The following is a 24563-nucleotide window of genomic DNA, read 5'->3' on the forward strand; positions in this document are numbered from 1 at the left end:
GGCCGAAAGCCCAAACATTCTCTGTAGTCACGACCAATCCCAAAATTGAAAAATAGGTTGTATACACCAGGAGATCTAAAGCTCAACTTCTTATAGCTAAAGGAGACCGGCCTCATATGATTAAAGTAGTTATCGTTGACGACGATTCATTTATCCGCGAAAGCCTTAAGGTACTGGTAGCACTCGACCCGGAGATTGAGGTAGCGGGCTCCGCTGGCGATGGCCGTGAAGCTCTGGCCCTGCTGGAGCAGCTGCCTCATGCCGATGTGGTGCTGATGGATATCCGGATGCCGAACTGCGACGGTGTCGAAGGTACCAAATTCATCAAGGAAGCTTACCCCGGTATCTCCGTGCTGATGCTGACGACCTTCGACGATGACGAATACATTATCGAAGCGCTGCGGAATGGGGCGAGCGGGTATCTGCTGAAGAATATTCCGCCGGACCGGATTATCCAGGGGATCAAAACGGTTCATGAAGGCAATCTGCTCATCCATCCCGACATCGCCCGCAAGCTGGCCGGTTTTCTGCAGCCGGCCGCGCCCCCGAAAGAGGCGATGCCCAAAACATTGGAGGGATACGGGCTGACCAAAGCCGAGCTGGCTGTGGTATCCTTAATCGCGGAAGGCCATACCAACAAGGAAATCGCTGCCGAACTCTTTTTAAGTGAAGGTACGGTCAAAAATTACATCACCGATATCCTCAGCAAGCTCGGCCTGCGGGACCGTACACAAATCGCCATCTTCTATTGGAAAAATCAGCGGGAACACGGGAATTGAGATTTGCGGCGGCGAGCCTGGCTGCTTCCCGCAGTTGCGGCCAACCCCAATATGAGAATCTAAAGTACAACATTTGTAAGGCTCATCAGAAACTAAAGCTAATTCAGGCCAATTCATCCCATACGACCGTTTTCAGGCGAATTAGTGATACTTTTTCCAACATAGGCTACTCCATAAGCTGAATGAGTCTGACGAGTGAACCTTTTTCCCACTATGGATGACTGGCTCAGTTCATAAATTTTTTCAGCTCAATCTATATAACTGGTGAATAGACAATCGGAGCCTACACGGCCTGGATTGTTGTACAATTTGCAAGAGAATTTTTAAGCCGACGCGCTTAGACTGCTCATTGTTGTATGAGTTGCAAGATTTTTGCCCATTTGGCGTGCTAGGCGTGCATAATGTTGTATATTGTGCAGGAGAACTACCAATTGAAGTGCTTGAGGCGCACATTATTGTACATAGTGCAGGAGAGTTACCAGTTGAAGTGCTTGGAGTGCACATTATTGCACAACACGCAGGTTTCTCGTCCGCTTCATGCTGCAGATGAACCCGAGTGCGCCGCCTGTATCGCCGGCAACTTTCAAGTCATCCGCAATTTTTGTATTCTATAATTCCTGTACTGTAAAAAAAGCCTGTGCTCCCTGAATACCAGGAGAACACAGGCTTTTGAATTATTACTGCCCTTTATAATTGCCCATTTCCCGCATGGGTAGGCGTGCATAACAATTGCTGGAGTTTGTCCAGTATTCAGAGCCGCAAAAATCGGCCCACGCTAAACTCCCGCTGATTCCTTCTTGGGTTCCGCAGCCGTACCCTTGGCCCGTCCCAGTCCGCCGGATGGAAGACTACGGCGGCTCGCCCCGGTCTTCATCGCGATAATGCTGAAGATACTGGAAGACTTGGCCTCTGCGGTGACCCATCCGTCCGGCTCCGGCACCAGAATGATGCCGAGCTGATGGTGGTCGCCGTCATAGATCGCGCGCTGGAGGTATTTGCTCTCGCCTGCGCGGTTCTGCACCTCCAGCTTGCAGAACGCGGGATTCATGCGCAGCGCCTCATGCAGCTGCGCGGCATCGGTCAACAGGACCCCGTTGACCTTCAGCAGGATCTCGCCCGGCAGGATGCCCAGCTCCTGCGCGGGGCTGTCCGGCAGCACGGCCAGCACCTTGCGGCCGGCTGGAGGATGCACGAAGATGGGGCTTAGACTGCGCTCCTCCAGAGCGCTGTACCAGCCCAGTGCTTCGTGCAGCAGCACCGCGGCGAGCGCCGCGAGCACGGTCAGCGGGCTCCACCAGGCGGCAAGCCCGCTTAGAGCCAGCAGGACGGTGCTGTACAGCAGCAGCCGTCCTGCTGTGCGGGCGCTCTTCCGCCCGGGCAGCAGGCCTTGGGTCATCTCGCTGAAGCCGATGATGACCGGCAGGGACACCAGGCCCAGCCCGCCGCCCAGCAGCGGGTGCCAGGGCAGATCGCCGATTCCTGCGCCCGAAGGAATCAGCAGGAACAGCGGCAGCGGCCAGAACGCCTCCAGCTGATAGCCGCCGACCACCTTGCCGCGCTTGCCTTTGAGAAAGAGCGGCGCAGCCAGCCTTGCGCCCTGCCAGCGCGCCAGCAGCGCCTCGGCCAGATGCAGCAGGGCGGCCAGCACCAGCAGGGCGGGAATATCCATCTCCCGCAGCGCGGTGGCGATGGTTCCGGCCAGCCCGCTCTGCAGCGTGTCCGGGAAGAACGAAAGAATAAATTGCAGGATGCCAAGCAATCCAATGGAGTAAGCAAAACACAAATAGCGCACACGAAACAGCATGAGCACCAGGCTGACAGCCCAAATGATAGCCACCGCCGTACCGGTCAGGGATATCCCCAGAGCTACAGCTGCCAGAGAAACGACTAGTCCTGCGACCAGGCCGCTCCATACCGTACGCCAGGTCTCGCGGCCCCAGCTGTGCAGCTTCACATGAATGAATTTCCGTTCCAGCGCCACCTGCCTGCGGTAGTAGAGAGCAATAAACAAAATAGCAATATAGTAATAGGGCTGAATCAGCAGATGTACGACTGCTGTGCCCCAGCTAGTAAGCAGTTCCGGCATTCCATTCAAACCGTTCGTCACACTCCTTTTAAGTCCGGGTAGTGTTGATCTGCAGCAATGCAGCGTTCGCTTAGAAAAAAAGAAGGCTGAACTCAGCCTTCTTACTTTTTCGACAACGACGCCTGAATTTCCTTCTGCACCTCGGCAATTCCCCTATTGAGCTGATTGTCGTTAACCGGGTTCTGAATGGCTTTGATTAGTGCCAGCTCCAGCGCTTCGGCGGTCTTGGCATCAACGATGCCTGTCGCCTTCAGCTTGGATGCACTCTGGAATTTCTTCACCGCATCTTTCGTCGCGGTATCGAAATACCCGTCCTTGCGGCCCGGTTTGTAGCCCAGACCGTCCAGCATGGTCTGTGCGCTTTTGACATCCGCGTTGTTCATGTTGTATTGCAGGGATACGCTTTTGTTAATCGGCGCCACCGAGAAATAATCCGGCTGGGCCACCGCGATATCCGGCTTGATGCCCTTGCCGTGAATCCATGTGCCGTTGGGCGTCAGCCATTTGGCAATCGTAATCTTCAGCAGGCTGCCGTCGCCGAGCTGCTTGTCAAAGCTCGTCTGGACCGTGCCTTTGCCAAAGGAATTTTCTCCGATCAGCTTGGCTCCAGCAGATTGCTGCAGGGCACCGGCCAGGATTTCCGAGGCGCTTGCGCTGCCTTTATTCATCAGTACAACGACCGGATATTTTTTGCTTGAACCTTTAGAAGGGCTGACTTCAGGCTTCTTGCCCTTTTCCTCCACCTGCACAATGGTCTTGCCTGCCGGTACGAACTGTTCAGCCATATCAATCACCACCGGCAGTACGCCGCCCGGATCGTTGCGGACATCAATGACGAGTCCCTTCATGCCCTGCTTTTCCAGCTTGCCGAGCTCTTCCTTGAAACGCTCAGCGGTATTCATGGAGAACTGGGTAACCTCGATAACACCTACGCCATCCTTTTCGAGCTTGGCATAGACGGTTTCCAGCTTCACATCATCACGGGTGAGCACGTATTCAAGCGGTTCCGCCGCTCCGGTGCGCTGAATCTTGAGTGTAGCCTTGCTTCCCTTCGGTCCGCGGATCTTGGCAACGGCATCATTCAGCTCCATGCCTTCGAGCGTTTCCCCGTTTACCGACAGAATCACGTCTTTAGCCTTGAGCCCTGCCTTTTCGGCCGGCGAGCCTTTGATTGGGGAGACGATAACTACCTTGCCGTTCTCTGAGGAGACCTCAGCCCCGATTCCCGAGAAAGAGCCTTCAATACTCTCCTCAAATTTCTCAGCGGTTTCCTTGCCCATATAATTTGAATAAGGATCTCCCAGCGCTTCCATCATTCCGTTGACGGCACCGTCGATCAGCTTCGTCCGGTCGACCTTTTCGTAGTAATAGCCCTCTATCAGGCTCAGCGCGGTTCCGAGCTTCTGTGACTCCTTCTCCTGCAAGCCACCAGGCGGCACAACCGCTGCCGCCGCACTTTCACCCGCTGCCCGCCCGAATATATCCGCATAGCCGGTGACGCCCAAGGTCAGCAGGCTTCCGCACAGCAAGGCAGCGACAATCATAAAAGCCGCTGTGCTTTTCTTCAACATGATGTTCCCACCGTCCCTTCTTGTCCCATGGCATAAAGCCAAGGACACGCCCGTTCTGCGAAGAACGGTATCTCTTCCAGTATATGCCGGAAACCAAATTAATATTTATAATATGCTAAACCTCAACTGATCCACAATAAAAACTGCCGGTTTCAAGTTCATGCTGTACCGTTATTTTTCCAAATCCATTCTATGATCGTCCCGAGCCTCACAGGTAAGGCATCGGATCAACCGGTTTGCCGTCGATCCGCACTTCAAAGTGCAGATGCGGGCCGGTGACGCGGCCGGTTGCACCCGATTCAGCAATGGTCTGACCGCGGGATACCCGATCGCCCACACTAACCTTGATGCCGCCCTCGCGGATATGGCCGTAGAGCGTCCATACCCCGCCGCCATGGTCAATCACTACCGTATATCCATAGCCGCTCCACCACTCAGCGACAATGACCGTACCGGAATCGGCAGCATGAATGCTTGTCCCTTGCGGAACGGCAAAGTCCGTACCCGTATGCATCTTGCCTACTTCACCGGTCACCGGATGGGTACGCAGCCCGTATGGGGAAGAAATCCGTGCCGATCCCACAGGAAGCAGGAATGGCCCATTTCCGCCTGCATAATCAGAGTAGTCCCCGCTGCTGTCCGAGCCGGAGCTGGAGTCTGAACTGCTGCTGGCAGCCTGGGCTTTGGCAGCCCGGGCTTTGGCCGCTGCAGCAGCGGCTGCCGCTCTGCGCGCCGCTTCAGCTTTGGCTGCCGCTGCTTTGCGTGCGGCTTCTTCAGCTTTGATCTGGTCCTTCTTATTCTCCAGCGCAGAACGTTGGCTGGCCAGCTGCACCAGCTTGGCATCCTGCTCTTCCGTGAGGCCGTCCGTCTCCTGGATTTCCTTATCGTAGTAGGCGATCAGCTCCTGCTTCTCCGCCTCCTTCTCTTTTAGCGTGCTCCGCTGGGACTCCAGATCCGTATACAGCTGCTTGGCCTGGGCGTATTGCCCTTCAAGCTCCTGCTTCTTGGCAATAACCGTCTGCTTGTCCAGCTTGTGCTGCACGAGCAGGTCCTGATCCTGGTCGACAATCATTTTGAGGGAATCCGCCCGGTCCAGGAAATCGGAAAAACTGGTGGATGAGAGCAGTACATCCAAATAGGAAACCGCACCGTCAGTATACATCAGGCGGACCCGGGACTCCAGCAGCTTCTCACGGGAAGCCACACGCGCTTCCGCCTCATCGAGTGCGGCGGCCGTAATGTTCAGCGATTTCTCCGTACTGGCGATTTTGCCGGAAATGTCCGTCATTTGGCCTTTGACCTGATCAATCTGATCCAGCACGTACTGAAGATTAAGATTCGTTTTATTCAAATAATGCTTGGCTTCCTGGTTCCGTGAAGCGGCCTTGTCCTGTGCAGCTTTGGCAGCCTGAACCTCCTGCTGCAGCTGTTTCAGCTGCTTGTCGATTTCTGCGACCGTAGTTTTTTTGGCATATCCGTCAGAGGGTTGGAATAGTGTGACAGCCAGCAGCACAGCGGCCAGCCCGGCGGCAATCTTCTTCAACTCGCACTCCCCGTCCTTTGTCTTGTAAGATGGTCATCCTGCAATCGGATCATAGACTATACTTTGAGGAACTTGCGGATCGATACGGTACTTCCCCATATACCGATCAGCACTCCCAGGCCGACAAGCAGCCCGCAGAGCAGAACCCAGATATCCTGGAACGGAATCAGCTGCAGCCCCAGCATCGGGTCTCCCTGGACAGAGGACACGAGACTGCTGTAGCCTGCATAAAGCGCCCCCGAGGTAACCAGTGAGCCGATCAGCCCGATCAGCGCTCCTTCAATAAAGAAGGGCCAGCGGATAAAATAATTCGTCGCACCCACCAGCTTCATAATGCCAATTTCCTTGCGGCGGGCAAGGATCGTCACCCGGATCGTATTGGAGATCAGAAACATCGACATGAGCGCCAGTCCCGCTACAAAAATAAATCCGATGTTGCGTACTGCCTTCGTCACCTTGAAGAGCGTTTCCACCGAGCCTTTGCCATAGTTCACTTTGTAAATCGGCTTCTCTTCATGGGTCTTGTTAAGCGCTTCTATCTTCTCCGCCACAAACGGAACCGTCGTAGGCTGAATGACTTCCACGAGCAGCTTATCCGGCAGCGGGTTATTATCTTCATCAAAGCCTTCGAGCAGCTCGGCGGCATCCGGCCCCATATCCTCGCGGAATTCCTTCAGCCCCTGCTCCTTGGAGACGAACTCCACCTTGCTGACCTCCGGCATGCTGCCGATCTCATTCTCCAGCGTTTCACGCATCTTCTGGTCGGTATTCAGTGCCAGATGCACGTTGATCTGCACCTGGCTGTCCGCCTTGTCGGCGATAGCGTTGACATTAAGCACAAGCAATATAAAGACACCAAGCACGAATAGGGAGACGACAATGGAAGTGATGGAAGCCACCGACATCCAGCCGTTGCGGAATACGTTTTTGAAGCCTTCCCGCACATGCCGCAAGAAGGTTTTAAAACTCATAACCATATTCCCCTCTCACTTGGTCTCTGACGATATTTCCGTTCTCGATAGCCAGGACCCGCTTGCGCATTTTGTTGACGATATCCCTGTTGTGAGTCGCCATTACAATGGTTGTCCCGCGAAAATTAATTTCGTCCAGCAGCTGCATGATTCCCCACGAGGTTTCAGGGTCCAGGTTGCCGGTAGGCTCGTCCGCAATGATGACAGAAGGGTTATTGACAATTGCCCGGGCGATTGCAATCCGCTGCTGCTCCCCGCCGGACAGCTGAGAGGGCTCACGGTTTGCCTTGCTGCGCAGGCCCACTAATTCGAGCACTTCAGGAACACGTTTCTTGATCACTTTCTTCGGAGCCTCAATGACCTCCATCGCAAACGCGACATTCTCATAGGCCGTGAGCTTCGGCAGCAGGCGGAAATCCTGGAAGATCACCCCGATATTGCGGCGGACATAGGGAATCTTGCGCGGCTTCAGCTTGCCTATATTGAACCCGCCTACCGAAATTTGTCCTTTGGTTGGCATTTCTTCTCTATAAATTAATTTCATGAACGTTGATTTACCGGCGCCGGACGGTCCGACGACATAGACGAATTCATTGCGGTCAATCTTGACGGATACGCCCTGGAGCGCATGGGTTCCATTCGGATAGGTCTTCCACACATCCTGCATTTCAATCACTTCATCACTTCCCGATTCTGACATATTCCGCAGCAAACCGCGGAAGTTTCCATAAACTGCATGAATACCGCAGGCGTATCTATTGTAACAAATCCGTAACTGCTTGAGTACCCGAAAGTTTTACCGATATCGCACATATACATAAAAAGCATCTTAAAAACCGGACAAAAACCTCGGTACCGCCACTAGATCTGCATTCTGCAAATTCAGAAACAACCGGGCTGCTACCGGTTCTATCTATTTATATCGGCTGCAAAAGCCATTCAATAAGTCTAGTATTCCTGGCCTGCGCCCCATCCGCGCAAATCCGCCCAACTGAAGGAGATCTTTCATGAAAAAAATCCATGCCGCCCTCATTGCCCTGATCGGCCTGATTCTGGCCGGCTCCCTTGTAGCCGGAGGACTTCATTTATATGGCAGCCAGCAGACACTCCCCCCAAAAACCCTTGTTGCCGGCTGGGACGTCGGGGGTATGGAAATAGCTGACGTTCGTGCGGGACTAGCCACCAGATTGCAGGCGCTGGGGGCGGTTCCTTTGGTGCTGAAAGCAGAGCCTAACACCCGGCTCACGGTTACGCTGCGGCAGGCAGGCATGACGTATGAGGCAGAGAAATTTCTGCAGGGACTGAATACGCTCACCGAAGGCGGACTGCTGGAACGGGTGCGCGCGCGCTGGAGTTTTCCCCGCAGCTGGGAGCTCGGGGTACATCTGGATCTGGCACAGCTGCAGAAAAGTCTGAGTCCAGACTGGGAAAAGGAAACCTTTGGCGTCCCCGTTGACGCTGTACGGCGCATCACCGCAGATGACCGTGTGGTATACACGCCTGAGAAGACCACCTATGAGGTAGACTGGCGTGCATTGGAGCTTATCCTGCAGGCAGCAGTCCCCCTGTCACTCCACAATGCCGACAGCCTTAAGGGCAAACAGATCATGCTTGAAGTTCCGCTCAGCATCCGGCAGCCGGAGGTCACGCTGAAAATCCTGAAAGAGCAGGGCATCGAGCGGAAAATTTCGCAGTTCAGCACCTCCCTCGGAGCAAGCGGCCCCGGACGCACTTTTAATATCCAGGCTGCCGCCGAAGCTGTCAACGGCACCCTTCTGCCTCCGGGCGCAGTCTTCGATTACGGCAAGGCCATCCAGAAAGCCCAGGCTGACACCGGCTTCCGGGAAGCACCGGTGATCGTCAACGGCAGGCTGCAGCCCGGGGTGGGCGGAGGGATCTGCCAGGTATCCAGCACGCTGTATAACGCCGCCCTGCGTTCAGGGCTCGAAATCGTGGAGCGGCGCAACCATTCCCTGCCGGTTAACTATCTGCCCAAAGGACAGGATGCTACCTTTTCTGAAGGCAACATCAACTTCCGCTTCCGCAACAACACCGGCAAATCTCTGATTATCCATGCCGCCGTCCAAGGCCGCACCTTAACCGTGAAGCTGTTCGGCACGTTCCCGAAGAACGTCACCTTCCTGGTCCAGTCCCGGACGGTGGAGCTGCTTGCACCCGCCGACAAATATGTAAGCGATCCTTCACTCCCGCGCGGAGGCACACGGGTGATCCAGAACGGAAGAACCGGCTATATCGTTGAAACCTACATCACCCGGCTCGTTGACGGCAAAGCCGTGGAGAAGAAGCTGCTCTCCCGGGACACCTATTACGCACAAAAACGCATCATCGCCATCAACCGGGGCGGCATGGGCAAGTCCATCCAGCCTGATTCCCGCAGGCAGCCTCTGGTGGAGGATGGGGTGCGGGGGTGATTGCAGCCAATACGCCTGGCGGCTTCCAGTCAGTATGCTCTACCCTGCATCTCATCAAAAAGGCGGTCAGGACAATCATAGTCCTGCCGCCTTTTTGCCATAAAGATTAACTGGGCAGGAGCTTCCCTCCCCTGCTTTACATTGCGCTTACCTCGGTAACATATGCTCTTTACGATGGAGTGGTATCCTTGAGGCAGAATTGGAATAGAAAGGATGAACTGCTATGAGCTTAATTGCTTCCAATCCATTATCCGCCTTGCTCCGCAGCGCCCCAGCCGTCCCCGCTGCCTATACCTGCCGTGAAACCCTCCGCGTGATGTTCCAGCACCCCGAAGCCAAATGCCTCGTTGTCTGCAATCCAGACCATACGCCGGTTGGTCTCTTGATGTGTGAACGCTTTTTCCTCAAGGTTACCGGACGTTCGGGTATGGAGCTGTTCTACCGGGAATCCGTAACCAGGCTCATGAACCGCAAACCGCTGGCTGTTGACATCTCTACCCCGCCGGAACACGTTCTGATATCAGCCTTGGAACGCCCTGAAGCGATGAGGAACGACTGCATTATCGTTACGGAGGAAGGAGCTTTTGCCGGTGTGGTGTATGTTTCTGACCTGACACAGGAGCAGCATTAACTCCCCTCCCAAGTGCATACCCAGTGAAGCTCTGTACATCCCCTTTGCCTTCCTCACCGGCTCCCCTTTGCCATCCACTCAGTCTGCCCGGACCCGGCTGCTGCTTTTCCGCTTCTCCATCCCTCCTGCCAGCCCCGCTATTAAAACAGCGTATCCGGAGACATGTCAATTCTCCAATATCCGCTCACTTTCTTCAGCTTCACCACTACGCTTTGGTTCATCCCTTGATCCGGCACACTTAACTCAAAAACAGCAGCGGTCGCAGTCTTCGAAACCATACGTGCTGTCGCCTTATCATACTGCATTGAGTTGCCTATATCGGTGTTCACTTGTGCCATTCTTCCGTTCTGCTCCAAAAACTGTGTCTGCACATAAAACGCAGCGGCATTGTGCGTGTAGGCGCGTTTGACGTAATTCATCAGCTGCTGCTTGCTCCCAATATCACTGGAGAGATAACGGTACTCCGTCCCTTTATATTGAAACGTTTCCGGTTGGAACGTCACGCCCCCGCGACTGGTATATGTATACAGCTTTTTGGCGTGAACCAGGAGCGGGATCACACTTTTCACCGTCAGATTGTTAATCGTTGCCGGACCTTCCTTGCCCGGTGCGGATACCGCTACCGCCTTTACACCTTCAACTCCAAAAGCTGGCGTAGCCGCGAACGCTCCGCTCCCCGCCGATACCAGACCCAGTGAAAGAGCGATTGAGCTGAGCAGCACTTTTTTGTTCATTATCAGTTCCTCCTTATAGTTGTGCGATAAGTACTCTATACCTTACTGCAGCTTTTAAGCTAAAATACCCAATTCCCTATAGGGTCAAAACAAGATTACGGCAGAAAAAAATAATAAAGCTCCGCCTCCCCACACATCGCGAAAAAAATATGACGGACATTCTGTTTTCTTTCAGCTTGCCTGCGGTTCTTTTTTATTGACAAATTGTAATCATGTAGTTACATTTATAATGTAAACAAACGATTACATTGAGTAAGGAGTTCGTTACGTTGATAAAAAACAGAATTAAAGTATTAAGGGCCGAACGTGATTGGACACAAGCAGATTTAGCTGAAAAAGTCGGCATTTCCAGACAAGCAGTTATTTCGATTGAAAAGTACAAATATACCCCATCTTTGGAATTGGCTTTTAATATTGCAAAGGCTTTTGGAGTTTCAATTAATGATGTATTTGAACAGGAGGAAGAAAAATGATGGATCAGGCATTTATGTTAATTATATTAATTATTGTGGGGGCTGCTACATTATATTTATATGTCTACAAAGCAAAAAAACAAGTAGAATATAAAAATGATGAGCGTTGGCAAAGCATCCAAAATAAAACACATCAGATATCTTCACGATACAATGACTTTTTAATGCTTCTGCTTGCAACCGTGATGATTATTTCATTGTTTGTTGACATTACGCTTAGCTTAGATCGCGCTCTATTGTTTGCTTTTCTTGCAATATCCTTTCGTAATGTAGTGGATTTAGTTACACTAAAATTCTTTGATACCAGACTGTAGAATCCTTTCGAGTAATAATTCGAGAGACTTCTACAATATATATCTATTTTGTGCTGTGCTATTATTGGGCTGAATAGAAAGGAGAGAATAAAATGGCTTTGATCGAATGCAAATTTTATTCGGATGTACTGGGACTGAGCACCTCCATGACGGTGATTCTGCCGCAGCAGACCACCACCCAGATTGGCATGAGCAATGTTACTAAAGGAGAGCTGCACCCGACACTCTATTTGCTGCATGGCCTGTCAGATGACGACTCGATCTGGCTCCGACGTACTTCTATTGAGCGCTATGTCGCGCAAATGGGGATTGCGGTGGTGATGCCGCAGGTGCACCGGAGCTTTTATACGGACATGGCCGAGGGAGGCCGGTATTGGACCTTTATCAGTGAAGAGCTGCCCGCGCTCGCCCGTTCATTCTTCCCCCTGTCCCCCAAACGCGAGGATACCTTTGTCGCCGGGCTTTCGATGGGCGGCTATGGGGCGGTCAAGCTGGGCCTGCGCAAGCCTGACACTTTTGCGGCGGCGGCAAGTCTGTCGGGAGCGCTGGATATGGCGCATCATTTCATGAACCCCGAGGACCCTGCCAGGAAGTCCCCAGAGTACGAGCGGGTTTTTGGTAAACAGAGCATTGAAAACACTCCTGATGATCTGCTATATCTGCTAAAAGAGGTAGACCGCTCCAAGGGGCCCAAACCGCTGCTCTACCAGTGCTGCGGAACGGAGGATTTCCTCTATGAGAACAACCAAACCTTCCGCAAGGCCTGTGCCAAGACATCGCTGTCCTTAACCTACGAGGAAGGTCCGGGCGAACATGAATGGGGTTATTGGGATACCAAAATCCGTGATGTGCTGGCCTGGCTGCCGCTAGAAAAATAAGGGCAGGTTTAGCCTGAGGTGTACGCACCGCAAGTCTAAGGTGGACGCGCAGCTAGCTAAGATGAATGTGAAAGCACAACAAGTTAAGGTGGACGCGGAGCTAGCTAAGGTGGCGCACGACAAGCTAAGTCCTGATAGAACTTAGCTTGTCGTGGAACCTCTCATTTCCTCAAATTGCCCGCTTACGCAGAATTCAAAGGTAGGTACTTTTGGTGCCAAGCAGTTTATGTAAGAGAGTACCTGTCTTCTTGGCGCTTCTTTAGCTGCTTAGGTGGAAAAAGTATCATTAATTGGCTTGAGCATCAAGCAGCTCGGCTGGTTAAGTGGAAAAAGTATCCCTATTTCAGCACATTTCGCTCCGGATATGGGAATATCGCAGAATTAAGTTCCCTTATTCCACTTAATCCTCGGGAATGTTGATTTCTGAGGAATTTAAGTTTCCTTTTTCCACTCCAGGGCTTCCGACAACGGCAGTTCTGCCGTAGTTTCCGGACAGATTTTCTATATCATAAAAAAAACTGTCCTCCCCACATCCGGTGATGCGGTGAAAGACAGTTTTTTGTTCATTTCGGCAATCTATCCAGCCGTATATCCAGCAATCTATTCAGAATCTATCCAGCAATCTGATCAGCAGTCTATTGTAGCCAATCGGCCTATTTTACCGGATAGTATTTACGTGCTGCGCAATCCACTCACTAGCCTCATTCAAGGCTGCCTCTGCCCGTTCAATCGCGGCCTTCACTTGCACCGTAGCCGTACCGCCATAGACGTTGCGGGCGTTCACCACAGCCTCCGGCTGCAGCACAGCGTAGATCTGCTCGTCAAACAGCGGGGAGAACTGCTTGAACTCCTCCAGCGTCAGATCCAGCAGGAATTTGCCCTCGTTAATGCAGTACAGCACCGTCTTGCCGATGACCTCATGCGCCTGGCGGAAAGGCAGACCTTTGCCTACCAGGAAGTCAGCGATATCAGTCGCGTTGGAGAAGTCAGTATTGACGGCTTCCCGCATCCGGCCTTTGTTCACCTTCATCGTGGAGATCATTGGCGCGAACAGCTGCAGCGCTCCTGTCAGAGTGGCTACGGTGTCGAACATGCCTTCCTTGTCTTCCTGCATGTCTTTGTTGTATGCCAGCGGCAGGGACTTGAGCACCGTCAGCAGGCCGATCAGGTTGCCGTAGACACGGCCCGTTTTGCCCCGCACCAGCTCCGGCACATCCGGGTTCTTCTTCTGCGGCATAATGCTGCTGCCTGTGCAGAAGGCATCGTCCAGCTCCACGAAGCTGAACTCCGTGCTGCTCCACAGCACCAGTTCTTCACTCAGCCGGGAGAGGTGGGTCATCACCAGTGCCGCGTTGGCCAGAAATTCGACGATGAAATCCCGGTCGCTGACTGCATCCAGACTGTTCTCATAGACACCGTCGAACCCGAGCTGTTCCGCTACGAAATGACGGTCAATCGGGAAGGTGGTCCCCGCAAGCGCGCCTGCTCCCAGCGGCAGCACATTGATCCGCTTGTAGCTGTCCGTCAGACGCTCCGCATCGCGGCGGAACATGGACACGTAAGCCAGCAGGTGATGAGCGAACAGGATCGGCTGGGCACGCTGCAGATGCGTGTAGCCCGGCACGATCGTATCCACGTTGTCTTTGGCTTGACCGATCAGCGCTTCCTGCAGCTCATGCAGCAGAGCTACCAGTTCGACCACCCGATTGCGCAAGTACAGGTGCATGTCCGTAGCCACCTGGTCGTTGCGGCTGCGTCCGGTGTGCAGCTTGCCGCCGACCGGGCCGATCTCCTCGATCAGATTCTTTTCGATATTCATATGGATATCTTCATCTGCCACGGAAAAAACAATCTCCCCCGCACGGACCTTGCCGAGTACCTTGTTCAGTCCATTCTTGATCGTCTCTACATCTTCCTGCGGCAGGATGCCGCATTTGCCCAGCATAGTGACATGAGCCAGACTGCCCTGCACATCCTCTTCAGCAAGTACCTTATCGAACCCGATGGAGGCCGTATATTCCTCCACCAGTTTGTTCGTTCCTTTGGTAAAACGTCCGCCCCACAGCTTGCTCACCTGTTGTATCCTCCTTTATTGACGCTAGAAGGGCCGCCCCTGTCCTGACGGGAGGAACGGCCTTCAGCGGTCTGGTTATGTTATTTGTTCGATTCTGCTACGCCCGCCGAAACCTTCAGACGCAGGGCATTCAGGCGGATAAAGCCTGTTGCATCCCCTTGATCATAGGCCTGGGTCGGGTCTGCTTCCATAGTAGCAATCTCCGGATTGTACAGGCTGACCGGTGACTTTACGCCGGCTCCGATAATGTTGCCTTTGTACAGCTTGACGCGCACGGTGCCGGTAACATTCTTCTGGCTTTCCTTCACCAGCGCCTGCAGCGCAAGGCGTTCAGGCGCGAACCAGAAGCCGTTGTACACGAGTGTGCTGTAGCGGGTAATCAGGCTGTCGCGCAGGTTCATCACTTCGCGGTCCATCGTGATGGACTCCATTTTGCGGTGGGCGGTGAACAGGATGGTTCCGCCTGGCGTTTCGTACACGCCGCGGCTCTTCATGCCGACAAAACGGTTCTCCACCATATCCACGCGTCCAATGCCGTGCTTGCCGCCCAGCTCATTCAACTTCTCCATGACCTGCAGTGGAGATAGCGGCTCGCCATTCAGTGCGACACAATCTCCCTTGAGGAATTCCAGCTCCAGGTATTCCGGCTGATCCGGGGCATCCTCCGGCGCGTTGCTGAGGAGGAACATTCCCTTGTTCTCCGGTGCGCTTGGATCGAACCACGGATCTTCCAGCACGCCGCTCTCGTAGCTAATGTGCAGCAGGTTGCGGTCCATGGAATACGGCTTGGCCGCCGAGGCCTGAACCGGAATGCCGTTCGCTTCCGCATAGGCGATCATTTCCGCCCGGCCGGGGAACTGGCTGCGGAACTCTTCGAGCCGCCAAGGCGCAATCACCTTGATGCTTGGCGACAAGGCCGCCGCATTCAGTTCGAAGCGCACCTGGTCATTTCCTTTGCCGGTTGCGCCGTGGGCAATCGCCGTTGCGCCTTCCGCGATGGCGATGTCCACCATACGCTTTGCAATCAGCGGACGGGCGATGCTTGTGCCGAGCAGGTATTGGCCTTCATACAAAGCGCCCGATTGGAACATCGGGTAGATGAAGTCGCTCGCGAATTCGTCACGGAGATCATCGATGTAGACCTTCGACGCGCCGGTTGCGAGGGCTTTTTCCTCAAGGCCGTTCAGCTCTTCCTTTTGGCCGATATCGGCTGTAAAAGCAATAATCTCCGCATCATAGGTTTCTTTCAGCCATTTCAGGATGACCGAGGTATCCAGCCCGCCGGAGTAGGCGAGTACGATTTTTTCTTTTGGCATGGGGGTGCGACTTCCTTTCGTGTGGGGATATAGGATGAACCCAGACAGGCGTGCAGATTCCGGTGCCCGGACGCAGCTGCGTGAAATGTTTGGACTTCCGGCCGCTGTTGTCTCCAGATGTTTCTGATTATACCGCTTTGCGGATAACATCCGGAGACAAAGGCGGACGCATTCGCTCCTACAGTTCCAAACTTTCACTCCGCTGCTATGCACCGGAATCTAACGCTCAATACTAAGTTCAACCTATATAGTGTTTTATATAATATAAGACCAAGCAAGAGCCTTGCCTGATTTGCATGACCAATCCTGATTTACTCCAGATCGCTGAATACTCTTAGCTATAGCTTAGCCCGTGAATACGGTCCTTAGCCCATCAATGCCGCCATCAACGCTTTCTGCGCATGCAGGCGGTTTTCGGCCTGGTCGAAGATGACCGAATTCGGGCCGTCGATCACGCCGGTGCTGACCTCTTCCTCACGGTGAGCCGGCAGGCAGTGCAGGAACAGGTAGTCGCTCTTCGCGCCTTTGACCAGCTCCTCGTTGACCTGATAATCCTTGAACGCGGCCTCACGCGCGAGCTGCTCGGCTTCAAAGCCCATGCTCGCCCAGACATCTGTGTAGATTACATCGGCGTCCTGTACGGCTTCCTGCGGGCTGCGGGTAACCACGATTAACGCTCCGGTTTCCTTGGCAATCTCACGCGCCTCCGCAACAACAGCCGCATCCGGCTCATAGCCCTCCGGTCCGGCAACCGAGACATGCACGCCCAGCTTGGCACCGCCGATCAGCAGGGAATGCGCCATGTTGTTGCCATCGCCGATGTAGGCCAGCTTCAGGCCCTTCAGCTTGCCTTTATGCTCGTAGACGGTCTGGTAATCAGCCAGCACCTGGCACGGATGGGCCAGATCGCTCAGTCCGTTGATGACGGGCACCGAAGCATAACGGGCCAGATCCTCTACTTTGTCATGGCCGAAGGTGCGGATCATAATGCCGTCCAGATAACGGGACATGACCTGCGCCGTATCGCCGACGGTTTCGCCGCGTCCGAGCTGAATGTCATTTTTGCTCAGGAACAGCGCATGGCCGCCGAGCTGGTACATGCCCACTTCGAATGACACGCGTGTGCGGGTCGAGGATTTTTCAAAAATAAGCCCAATCGTCTTGCCCTTCAGCGGCTGATAGACCTCCCCGCTTTTTTGCTTCCGCTTCAGCTCAATCGCCAAATCAATCAAATACGTGATTTCCTCCGGGCTGTAGTCGTTCAGCTCCAGCAAATCACGGCCTTTGAGCTGCTGCGCGATTTGTTGTGCACCGCTTTTCACTTCCTGGCTCATGAACCTGCCTCCCACTTTCCATTGTTAGCATAAGTATGAATGAGTTCCGAAAGGATGTCCACCGCCTGGTGGATCTCATCGGCGCTTACGTACAGGTTAGGCAGCAGCCGAATGACGTTGGGGCCGGCCTGCACGAACAGCAGCCCGCGCTTTTGTCCGGCCAGCACGATATCACCTACCGGTGCCGCGCACTCGATGCCAATGAGCAGGCCTTTGCCGCGGATCTCCTTCACAAACGGCGTATCCGCCAGCTTGTCTCCGAGCAGTCCCTTCAGGTATTCTCCCATGTCGGCAGCACGCTGCGCCAAATTATCTTCCAGCATCGTTTCGATCGTCGCTTCCATTACCGCTGCGGCCAGCGGCGTTCCGCCGAAGGTGGACGCATGGCTGCCTGGACTGAACGCCTCACGCAGGTATCCCTTGCCCAGCATGACACCTGCCGGGAAGCCGCTGGCCACCCCTTTGGCCAAGGTGAAGATATCCGGCTCAATGCCGTAATGCTGATGTGCAAACAGCTTGCCCGTACGTCCCATGCCGGTCTGCACTTCATCCACGATCAGCAGTAAGCCATGCTCTTTGCACAGCTCAACCACCGCATCCAGGAATTCCTGCTGCACCTCCAGCACGCCGCCTTCAGCGAGGACCATCTCCAGCATAATTGCTGCGGTGTTCCCGGAGATTGCAGCCTTCAGCGCCGAGAGATCGTGCAGCGGCACAGTCTTGAAGCCTGCCGGAAGCGGCAGGAAGCCTTCTTTTACCTTTTGCTGTCCGGTAGCCGTCAGTGTGGCCAGAGTACGTCCATGGAAGGACTGCTCGAACGTAATCACTTCATAGCGGCCCGTTCCCTTCACCTTCTGGTGATAACGGCGCGCCAGCTTGATCGCTGCCTCATTCGCTTCCGCCCCGCTGTTGCAAAAGAACACCTGATCTGCACAGCTGTTCGCTGTAAGCAGCGCAGCCACCCGGTCCTGTCCAGGAATGTGGAACAGGTTCGAGACATGCCACAGCGTATCAATCTGCGCCTTCAGCTTCGCGCCAACCTTCTCCGGTGCGTGTCCCAGACTCGTTACGGCCAGGCCGCACATAAAGTCCAGGTACTTGTTGCCCTGATCATCCCACACCCAGCTGCCCTTACCCTTAACCAGACTGATGTCGTATCTGGCATAGGACGGGAATACCGCACCCAGCTTGGCAGGAGCAGCCTCCTGAACCCCTGTTTCTGCTGAACGGTCCTGCGGTGCCCCTGTCAAAGAATCTTTGTCCGCTTGCGTAAGCTCACTCATTCTTAGTCACTCTCCCACCATGCTGCTTCCGGCATTCCCGTCAGCGCTTGTTATTATATAAGTTGAACTTTAGTTTTACATTGTGGGGTATGGTCGTAACTACGGGGAATGTTTGGACTTCCAGCCGCTGTTGTCCCCAGATTTCTTGATTGAACCGCCTTTTGCGGTTGAAATCCGGTGACAAAGGCGGACGCATTCGCTCTTCCAGTTCCAAACTTCCCCTCCGCACTTCTACCCTTTTATGAATTTTTTAGTTCATCTTATTAGTTATGAACGAATAATCCGTGTTCCCAGTTTTTCCCCCTGCAGCACCCGGCTAAGCACCCGGGGCTCCTTGCCGTCAACAATGACGACTTCGGACACACTGCCCTGGATGCAGTCGATCGCGGCACGCACTTTTGGAATCATCCCGCCATAGATTTCGCCATTTTTGATTAAGTCTTCGATCTGCCCTACCGTCACAGACGGAAGCACGGTTTTGCGTCCGTCCAGGGTGCGCATAATGCCCGGCACATCCGTGACCACAATCATTTGGGGCGACCCGATAAAAGAAGCCACCGCACCCGCCGCCGTATCCGCATTAATATTGTAGCGCTGGCCCCCGGCATCTACGCCGATCGGCGCGATCACAGGGATATAGCCCATCGCCAGAACACCCGCCACAATTTCTGCATTGACCTCAGTCACTTCACCGACCAGCCCCACTTCACCGCTATTGGCAACCAGCCGGGCCGTAATCAGCCGCCCATCCACACCGGATAAGCCGAGCGCCTGCCCTCCACTGCCTTGAATCCTTCGGACAATCGCCTTGTTGATGCTTCCCGCCAGCGTCATTTCCACCACATCCAGCACTTCCTCGGTCGTCACCCGCAAGCCGTTCACAAAGCTGCTCTCAATGCCAAGCTTCTCCAGATTGCCGGAAATCGCCGGTCCGCCGCCATGCACAATAACAGGCTGGGCACCGCTCAGCTGCAGCTCCCGCAAATCGTCAAAAAATGAATCCGGAAGCGCCGCCAGCGTACTGCCGCCACATTTCATAACGAACAGTCCGCCAGCCTTATGGTTCTCAACAGGTTCAAAAGTCATAGTATCGGTACCCTCCCAGTAAGCTCAGCCCAGCCGTCAATCAGGTACGGTATGCGGCATTAATGCGCACATAATCATACGTCAGATCGCAGCCCCAGGCGGTAGCCTTGCCTTCTCCGTCAGCTAAAGCTACGGTAATCCGCACGGTATCGCTTTTTTGCAAATAATGCAGAGCCTGCTCTTCATCAAAAGCTACCGGACGCGACTGTCTGAGCACCTCAATCCCGCCAAGTGAGATATCTACCCGTTCCGGGGATACCGGCACTCCTGCGCGTCCTACCGCCGCAATAATTCTGCCCCAGTTGGCATCCGCACCAAAAATCGCCGATTTCACAAGACTGGAGCCGACCACTGTCTTGGCAATCGCCGCCGCAGCCTCATCATGCACTGCACCGTCAATCTGCACTTCAATCAGCTTCGTCGCTCCTTCGCCGTCACGGGCAATCGCCATAGCCAGACTCTTGCAGACATGTGTGAACGCAGCGGCAAAAGCATCCCAGTCCGCATGCAGCCGCGTCAGCTTTTCATTCCCGGCCAGCCCGCTAGCCATCGTCACCAGCATGTCATTGGTGCTTGTATCTCCATCTACCGTAATCATATTAAAAGTGGTGTTGGTCGCAGTACGCAGCAGACTGAGCAGATCCTCGCCGTCAATCACAGCATCCGTGGTCATGAAGCCCAGCATGGTCGCCATATTGGGATGAATCATCCCCGAACCTTTGGCAGCTCCGGCGATGGTAACTTCCACTTCACCGACCTTTACTGTGACGCAGCATTCTTTTTTGACCAGATCTGTTGTTAAAATAGCCTGGCAGAACTCTTCCGCCCCGGCGGCTCCTCCATCCAGCTTCTCCGGCAGTCCGGCAATGCCGCTGCGCACACGGTCCATCTTCAGCAGTTCGCCGATTACACCGGTAGAAGCAACCGCGACGTCCAATTCATTCACCCCAAGCTCACGGGCAGCGGCCGCACGCATTTCATAAGCATCGGCTTCACCTTGTTCACCGGTACAGGCATTGGCATTCCCGCTGTTCACGATAACCGCCTGCAGCGTCGCGTTCGCCAGACTCTCCCGCGTCACCTTCAGCGGTGCAGCCTGGAATACATTCGTTGTATAGACCGCAGCCGCTGTCGCAGGCACCTCGCAGAGAATCGCCGCCAGGTCGTTGCGCTCTGTTTTTTTGAGTCCGCAGTGCAGCCCGCCAGCCGTAAACCCCTTAGGGGTTGTGACACTTCCGCCCTCAACGACGGTAAAAACCTGTTTCTCACTCATTATAGTGTTGACCGCTGAAGCTTAAGGATACACAGGTGTGTAACCAAGACCGCGGGTTTCCTCCCATCCCATCATCAAATTCAGGTTCTGAATCGCTTGCCCGGCTGCGCCTTTAACAATATTGTCAATGACGGATACAACCGTTACCCGTCCTGTACGGGCATCCGTGGCAAAACCGATATCACAATAATTGGAGCCGCTGACCTCTTTGGTGGCTGGAAGCACACCCGCATCACGAACCCGCACATAAGGGCGTCCTGCATAATACTTACGGTATAAGTCCACAAAATCCTGCTCGCTGTACCCGCCACTCATCCCGGCATACATCGTGCTCATAATTCCCCGGGTCATTGGCACCAGATGCGTAGTGAACGTCACCGTCACCTTTTCTCCCGCGATCTCCGTCAGGGTCTGCTCAATCTCGGGAATGTGCTGATGCTTGTTGACCTTGTAGGTTTTGAAATTCTCGTTGATCTCGGCAAAATGGACCGTTAGACTCGTTCCCCGCCCTGCGCCGGATACACCTGATTTGGCATCGATAATAATGCTGTCAGGTTTAATCCAGCCAGCCTGCAGCGCCGGAACCAGGCCCAACAGGGTAGCTGTCGGATAACAGCCCGGATTCGAGACAAAATCCACTCCAGCCGCACGCTCCCCGAACACCTCGCATAATCCGTATACAGCCTGCTGCAGATACGCTTCAGGCGGAGCCGGATGCTTATACCACTGCTCATACTCCGCGCCGTCCTTCAGCCGGAAGTCACCGGACAGATCAACCACCTTCAGTCCTGCCTCCAGCAGCTGCGGCACCAGCTTGGCACTTACCCCCGAAGGCGTTGCAGTGAACACCACATCTGCCCTCCCGGCGATCTCCGCCGCGTCCACTCCATCCAGATTGCGCTGCACAATCCCCGTTAAATGCGGAAAACCCTCCTCAATAGGCGCACCGGCGCTTGAAGAGGAAATCACCGAAGTAATCTCTATATCAGGGTGGCCCTGCAGCAGCCTGATCAGCTCCACGCCCCCATATCCCGTTGATCCCACAATTGCCGCTCTCAGCTTATCAGTCACTGTCATCCCCGCTTCCTGCTTTTCATGAATAAATGAATACCGCTCTTGGAAATATGTATTATTATACGACTGAATTAATATAAATACAACATGTAACGTCAAGTTTATTCTGCACAGATCCCCGAAGCATTTCGCCAAAAAAAGAAGCAGCCCCCTAAGGAGACTGCACCTCTCTTTTGAACCCTTCACCCAGCACCTCATGCGCCTCCGTGATAATCACAAACGCCCCCGGATCCACAGAACGCACTAACGCTTTCAGCCGGGTGATCTCATTTTGCCCTACTACCACCATAAGCACCGTACGGCTATCCCCGGTATACCCGCCTTGCGCGTTCAGCTTGGTCAACCCACGGTCCAAATCGTTCAAGATCGCCTGTGAAATCTCTTCCGTCTGGTCGGAAATGATATACGCTACCTTGGTTGTGCTGAAGCCCACCTCCAGCGCGTTGATCACCTTACCTGTTACAAACAAGCCGATCAAGGCATACATCGCTTGTTCCATGCCCAGTACAAAAGCAGCCAGCGTAATTACCGTACCATCCAGCAGCACGACAGACAGCGAGAAGCTGAACCCCGTAATCTTCTGAATGATCTGCGCCAAAATGGACAGTCCCCCCGTAGACCCGCGCCCGCGGAATACCAGCCCAAGCCCAAGCCCCACACCAATCCCTCCGTAAATGGAGGCAAGCAGCGGATTTGTGGTCGGAACCGGCCCATCCTTCGTCAGAAAAATAAACAGCGGCAGCACAAAGCTGCCCAGCAGCGAACGCAGGCCATATTGCTTGCCGAGGATTACCACCCCCAGGATAAAGAGCGGAATATTCAGCGCCCACTGGGTGAACGCCGGTTCAGCTCCCAGCCAGGCCTCCGCGAGTACGGACAAGCCGGACACCCCTCCGGAAGCGATTCTGTTCGGCAGGAAAAACAGATTGAAAGCCAGAGCCGTAATCAGCGAGCCCAGCAGAATCAGCAGAATATCCACCGTATGGCGCAAGGGCCCATTGAGTGGAATTAACGGGGGTTTATTGCGTGAATTCATTTTTTGCATGCCGGTTGTTTTCTCCTTAACATTATACTTAAAGCATAGACTTCCTAATCTTCTCAAAAAAATTCCTACACCTCCGAAGACGCGTAGGAATTATCATGATGCCCTTATTCAGCTTCCGTCTTAATCTGGCTGCGCAAATATCCATCGATAAAAGCGTCCAGATCGCCGTCCATCACTGCTCCGACATTTCCGGTTTCCACGGAAGTACGGTGATCCTTTACCATACTATAGGGATGGAATACATAGGAGCGGATCTGGCTGCCCCAGGCAATATCCGATTGTTCTCCTCGGATTTCATCAAGCTGCTGCTGCTGCTCCTGCAGCTTGCGCTCATACAGCTTGGAACGCAGCATCTTCATCGCCTGTTCCCGGTTCTTGATCTGCGACCGCTCATTCTGGCAGGTGACCACCACGCCGGTGGGCAGGTGAGTGATACGCACCGCAGAGTCGGTTGTATTAATATGCTGACCGCCCGCGCCGCTGGCACGGTACGTATCAATCTTCAGGTCCTCCGTACGGATTTCCACCTCGACATCATCCGTAATCTCAGGCACCACATCGCAGGATACGAAGGAGGTATGCCGCCGGCCTGATGCATCGAACGGGGAGATACGCACCAGCCGGTGCACCCCTTTTTCCGCCTTCAGATAGCCATAGACATTGTAGCCTTTGATCAGCAGAGTAACACTCTTGATCCCGGCTTCGTCCCCCGGTAAATAATCCAGGACTTCTACCTTGAAGCCGCGTTTCTCCGCCCAGCGGGTGTACATGCGCAGCAGCATTTGGCCCCAGTCCTGGGACTCCGTTCCGCCAGCGCCGGGATGCAGCTCCAGAATCGCATTGAGCTTGTCATACGGCTGGTTGAGCAGCAGCTGCAGCTCGAATTCATCGACCTTGCCGCCTACACTGCGGATGGTCTCGGCAACTTCTGCCGCCAGCTCCGCATCGCCTTCCTCATCTGCCAGCTCTACCATCATCGCTGCATCGTCATATTCCTGCTGCAGCTTCTCGTACTGATCCACGGATGATTTCACCGCATTCATCTCGGCAATTACACCTTGCGCTTTTTCGGGATCATCCCAGAACCCGGGTGCTGCCATCTTTTCTTCGAAGTTCGCGATCATTTCCTGCTTGAGATCTAAGTCAAAGAGACCCCCTAAGGTCAGTTAGTTTCTTGCCTATTTCACGCAGGTCCTGCTTAACATTAGCATCGATCATGTGGAGTCACTTCACCTTTCAAAATAAAATGATTGCGCCGGGGCGGCTTATTGGACATAAAGAGGGGGAATAAAAGGCCATCTGAGAATCCCGGAACTTCAAATACTTCATAAGGTGATGGCCGTAACTGCGGGGAATGTTTGGACTTCCGGCCGCTGTTATGATTGAATTTCCTGATCTAAGCCGCTGGACGCGGTAGAAATTCAATCATAAAGGCGGACGCGTTCGCTCCTCCAGTTCCAAACTTCCCCTCCGTTACTTTCACCATATTTTTTATATTCAAGTTCCAATCCTTCTCTGCTTGAATCATTCACCCAAGTCTTAATGCCCAAAAAAGCGGCCGGGCCGCAAACGGGGAATCCCCCGGGCCCAGCCGCTTTTTATTGTCATTATAACCTTCGGACTCTGGAACAAGTCCCAAAGTGCAAAATCCCTAAACTCAATCGGC

General features: G+C 53.9%; 21 protein-coding genes. 6 read left to right on the forward strand and 15 right to left on the reverse strand.

Translation table 11 applies throughout. From position 1 onward, the window contains the following. Positions 1–116: 116 nt before the first annotated feature. Positions 117–779, forward strand: coding sequence for a response regulator transcription factor (locus PRIO_RS30665; protein WP_020426443.1), 663 nt, complete (start codon positions 117–119; stop codon positions 777–779). A 775-nt stretch (positions 780–1554) separates the two neighbouring features. Here PRIO_RS30665 and PRIO_RS30670 read toward each other — a convergent pair. The 5 genes from PRIO_RS30670 to ftsE form a co-directional block, all read right to left on the reverse strand. Then, a complete protein-coding gene (locus tag PRIO_RS30670) occupies positions 1555–2874 on the reverse strand; it encodes a PDZ domain-containing protein (protein ID WP_020426067.1) in 1320 nt (439 codons plus the stop codon). 92 nt (positions 2875–2966) lie between these two features. Next, on the reverse strand, positions 2967–4436 hold the full coding sequence (locus tag PRIO_RS30675) for a S41 family peptidase (protein WP_020426068.1): 1470 nt from the start codon (positions 4434–4436) through the stop codon (positions 2967–2969). Positions 4437–4644: 208 nt separating this feature from the next. Next, positions 4645–5979: a murein hydrolase activator EnvC family protein gene (locus PRIO_RS30680; RefSeq protein ID WP_046505917.1), complete on the reverse strand. Its 1335-nt coding sequence runs from the start codon at positions 5977–5979 to the stop codon at positions 4645–4647. A gap of 56 nt (positions 5980–6035) precedes the next feature. Further along, positions 6036–6950, reverse strand: a complete 915-nt coding sequence (gene ftsX, locus PRIO_RS30685; protein ID WP_020426071.1) for a permease-like cell division protein FtsX — start codon at positions 6948–6950, stop codon at positions 6036–6038. Then, a complete protein-coding gene (ftsE, locus tag PRIO_RS30690) occupies positions 6940–7626 on the reverse strand; it encodes a cell division ATP-binding protein FtsE (RefSeq protein WP_039785422.1) in 687 nt (228 codons plus the stop codon). Before ftsE ends, ftsX begins: the two co-directional genes overlap by 11 nt. Before the next feature lie 331 nt (positions 7627–7957). Here ftsE and PRIO_RS30695 point away from each other — a divergent pair, with 331 nt between their 5' ends. Both PRIO_RS30695 and PRIO_RS35815 read left to right on the forward strand, forming a co-directional pair. Beyond that, positions 7958–9382 carry a VanW family protein gene (locus PRIO_RS30695; RefSeq protein ID WP_020426073.1) on the forward strand — a complete coding sequence of 475 codons (1425 nt, stop codon included), beginning with the start codon at positions 7958–7960 and terminating at the stop codon, positions 9380–9382. Positions 9383–9605: 223 nt separating this feature from the next. Continuing rightward, positions 9606–10013 carry a CBS domain-containing protein gene (locus PRIO_RS35815; RefSeq protein ID WP_141639039.1) on the forward strand — a complete coding sequence of 136 codons (408 nt, stop codon included), beginning with the start codon at positions 9606–9608 and terminating at the stop codon, positions 10011–10013. A gap of 140 nt (positions 10014–10153) precedes the next feature. Here the strand turns inward: PRIO_RS35815 and PRIO_RS34220 are convergent, their stop codons facing one another. Further along, complete coding sequence (locus PRIO_RS34220) at positions 10154–10747, reverse strand: DL-endopeptidase inhibitor IseA family protein (RefSeq protein WP_020426076.1); 594 nt, start codon at positions 10745–10747, stop codon at positions 10154–10156. Between the two features lie 269 nt (positions 10748–11016). Here PRIO_RS34220 and PRIO_RS30710 point away from each other — a divergent pair, with 269 nt between their 5' ends. The 3 genes from PRIO_RS30710 to PRIO_RS30720 all read left to right on the forward strand — a co-directional run bounded on the left by PRIO_RS30710 (position 11017) and on the right by PRIO_RS30720 (position 12412). Then, positions 11017–11220, forward strand: coding sequence for a helix-turn-helix transcriptional regulator (locus PRIO_RS30710; RefSeq protein WP_046505920.1), 204 nt, complete (start codon positions 11017–11019; stop codon positions 11218–11220). Continuing rightward, positions 11217–11534 (forward strand): hypothetical protein, encoded by a 318-nt coding sequence (locus PRIO_RS30715; protein ID WP_046505922.1) that lies wholly within the window; start codon positions 11217–11219, stop codon positions 11532–11534. The genes PRIO_RS30710 and PRIO_RS30715 overlap by 4 nt, the downstream gene beginning before the upstream one ends. Positions 11535–11626: 92 nt before the next feature. Continuing rightward, the gene (locus PRIO_RS30720; protein ID WP_020431957.1) at positions 11627–12412 is read left to right on the forward strand and encodes an alpha/beta hydrolase; all 786 of its coding nucleotides are present in this window, start codon (positions 11627–11629) and stop codon (positions 12410–12412) included. A 658-nt stretch (positions 12413–13070) separates the two neighbouring features. Here the strand turns inward: PRIO_RS30720 and argH are convergent. The 9 genes from argH to prfB form a co-directional block, all read right to left on the reverse strand. Continuing rightward, positions 13071–14486, reverse strand: a complete 1416-nt coding sequence (gene argH / locus PRIO_RS30725) for an argininosuccinate lyase (protein WP_020431958.1) — start codon at positions 14484–14486, stop codon at positions 13071–13073. Positions 14487–14566: 80 nt separating this feature from the next. Next, positions 14567–15802, reverse strand: a complete 1236-nt coding sequence (locus PRIO_RS30730; RefSeq protein ID WP_020431959.1) for an argininosuccinate synthase — start codon at positions 15800–15802, stop codon at positions 14567–14569. A gap of 365 nt (positions 15803–16167) precedes the next feature. Continuing rightward, positions 16168–17136 carry an ornithine carbamoyltransferase gene (argF, locus tag PRIO_RS30735; protein ID WP_020431961.1) on the reverse strand — a complete coding sequence of 323 codons (969 nt, stop codon included), beginning with the start codon at positions 17134–17136 and terminating at the stop codon, positions 16168–16170. After that, positions 17133–18419, reverse strand: a complete 1287-nt coding sequence (locus PRIO_RS30740) for an aspartate aminotransferase family protein (protein ID WP_020431963.1) — start codon at positions 18417–18419, stop codon at positions 17133–17135. The genes argF and PRIO_RS30740 overlap by 4 nt, the downstream gene beginning before the upstream one ends. 267 nt (positions 18420–18686) lie before the next feature. After that, on the reverse strand, positions 18687–19505 hold the full coding sequence (argB, locus tag PRIO_RS30745) for an acetylglutamate kinase (RefSeq protein ID WP_020431966.1): 819 nt from the start codon (positions 19503–19505) through the stop codon (positions 18687–18689). Between the two features lie 40 nt (positions 19506–19545). Further along, on the reverse strand, positions 19546–20778 hold the full coding sequence (gene argJ, locus PRIO_RS30750) for a bifunctional glutamate N-acetyltransferase/amino-acid acetyltransferase ArgJ (RefSeq protein WP_020431968.1): 1233 nt from the start codon (positions 20776–20778) through the stop codon (positions 19546–19548). Positions 20779–20799: 21 nt separating this feature from the next. Then, positions 20800–21855: an N-acetyl-gamma-glutamyl-phosphate reductase gene (argC, locus tag PRIO_RS30755; protein ID WP_039790654.1), complete on the reverse strand. Its 1056-nt coding sequence runs from the start codon at positions 21853–21855 to the stop codon at positions 20800–20802. 148 nt (positions 21856–22003) lie between these two features. Continuing rightward, on the reverse strand, positions 22004–22897 hold the full coding sequence (locus tag PRIO_RS30760; protein WP_020431972.1) for a YitT family protein: 894 nt from the start codon (positions 22895–22897) through the stop codon (positions 22004–22006). Positions 22898–23001: 104 nt separating this feature from the next. Further along, positions 23002–24115, reverse strand: a protein-coding gene (prfB, locus tag PRIO_RS30765) for a peptide chain release factor 2 (RefSeq protein WP_099091760.1) whose coding sequence is annotated in 2 segments (ribosomal slippage) — positions 23002–24042 and positions 24044–24115 — 1113 coding nt in all. Because the reading frame shifts where the segments join, the coding sequence is not laid out codon by codon here. Positions 24116–24563 lie beyond the last annotated feature (448 nt).

The sequence above is a fragment of the Paenibacillus riograndensis SBR5 genome (assembly GCF_000981585.1).
Taxonomy (GTDB): Bacteria; Bacillota; Bacilli; order Paenibacillales; family Paenibacillaceae; genus Paenibacillus_AQ; species Paenibacillus_AQ riograndensis.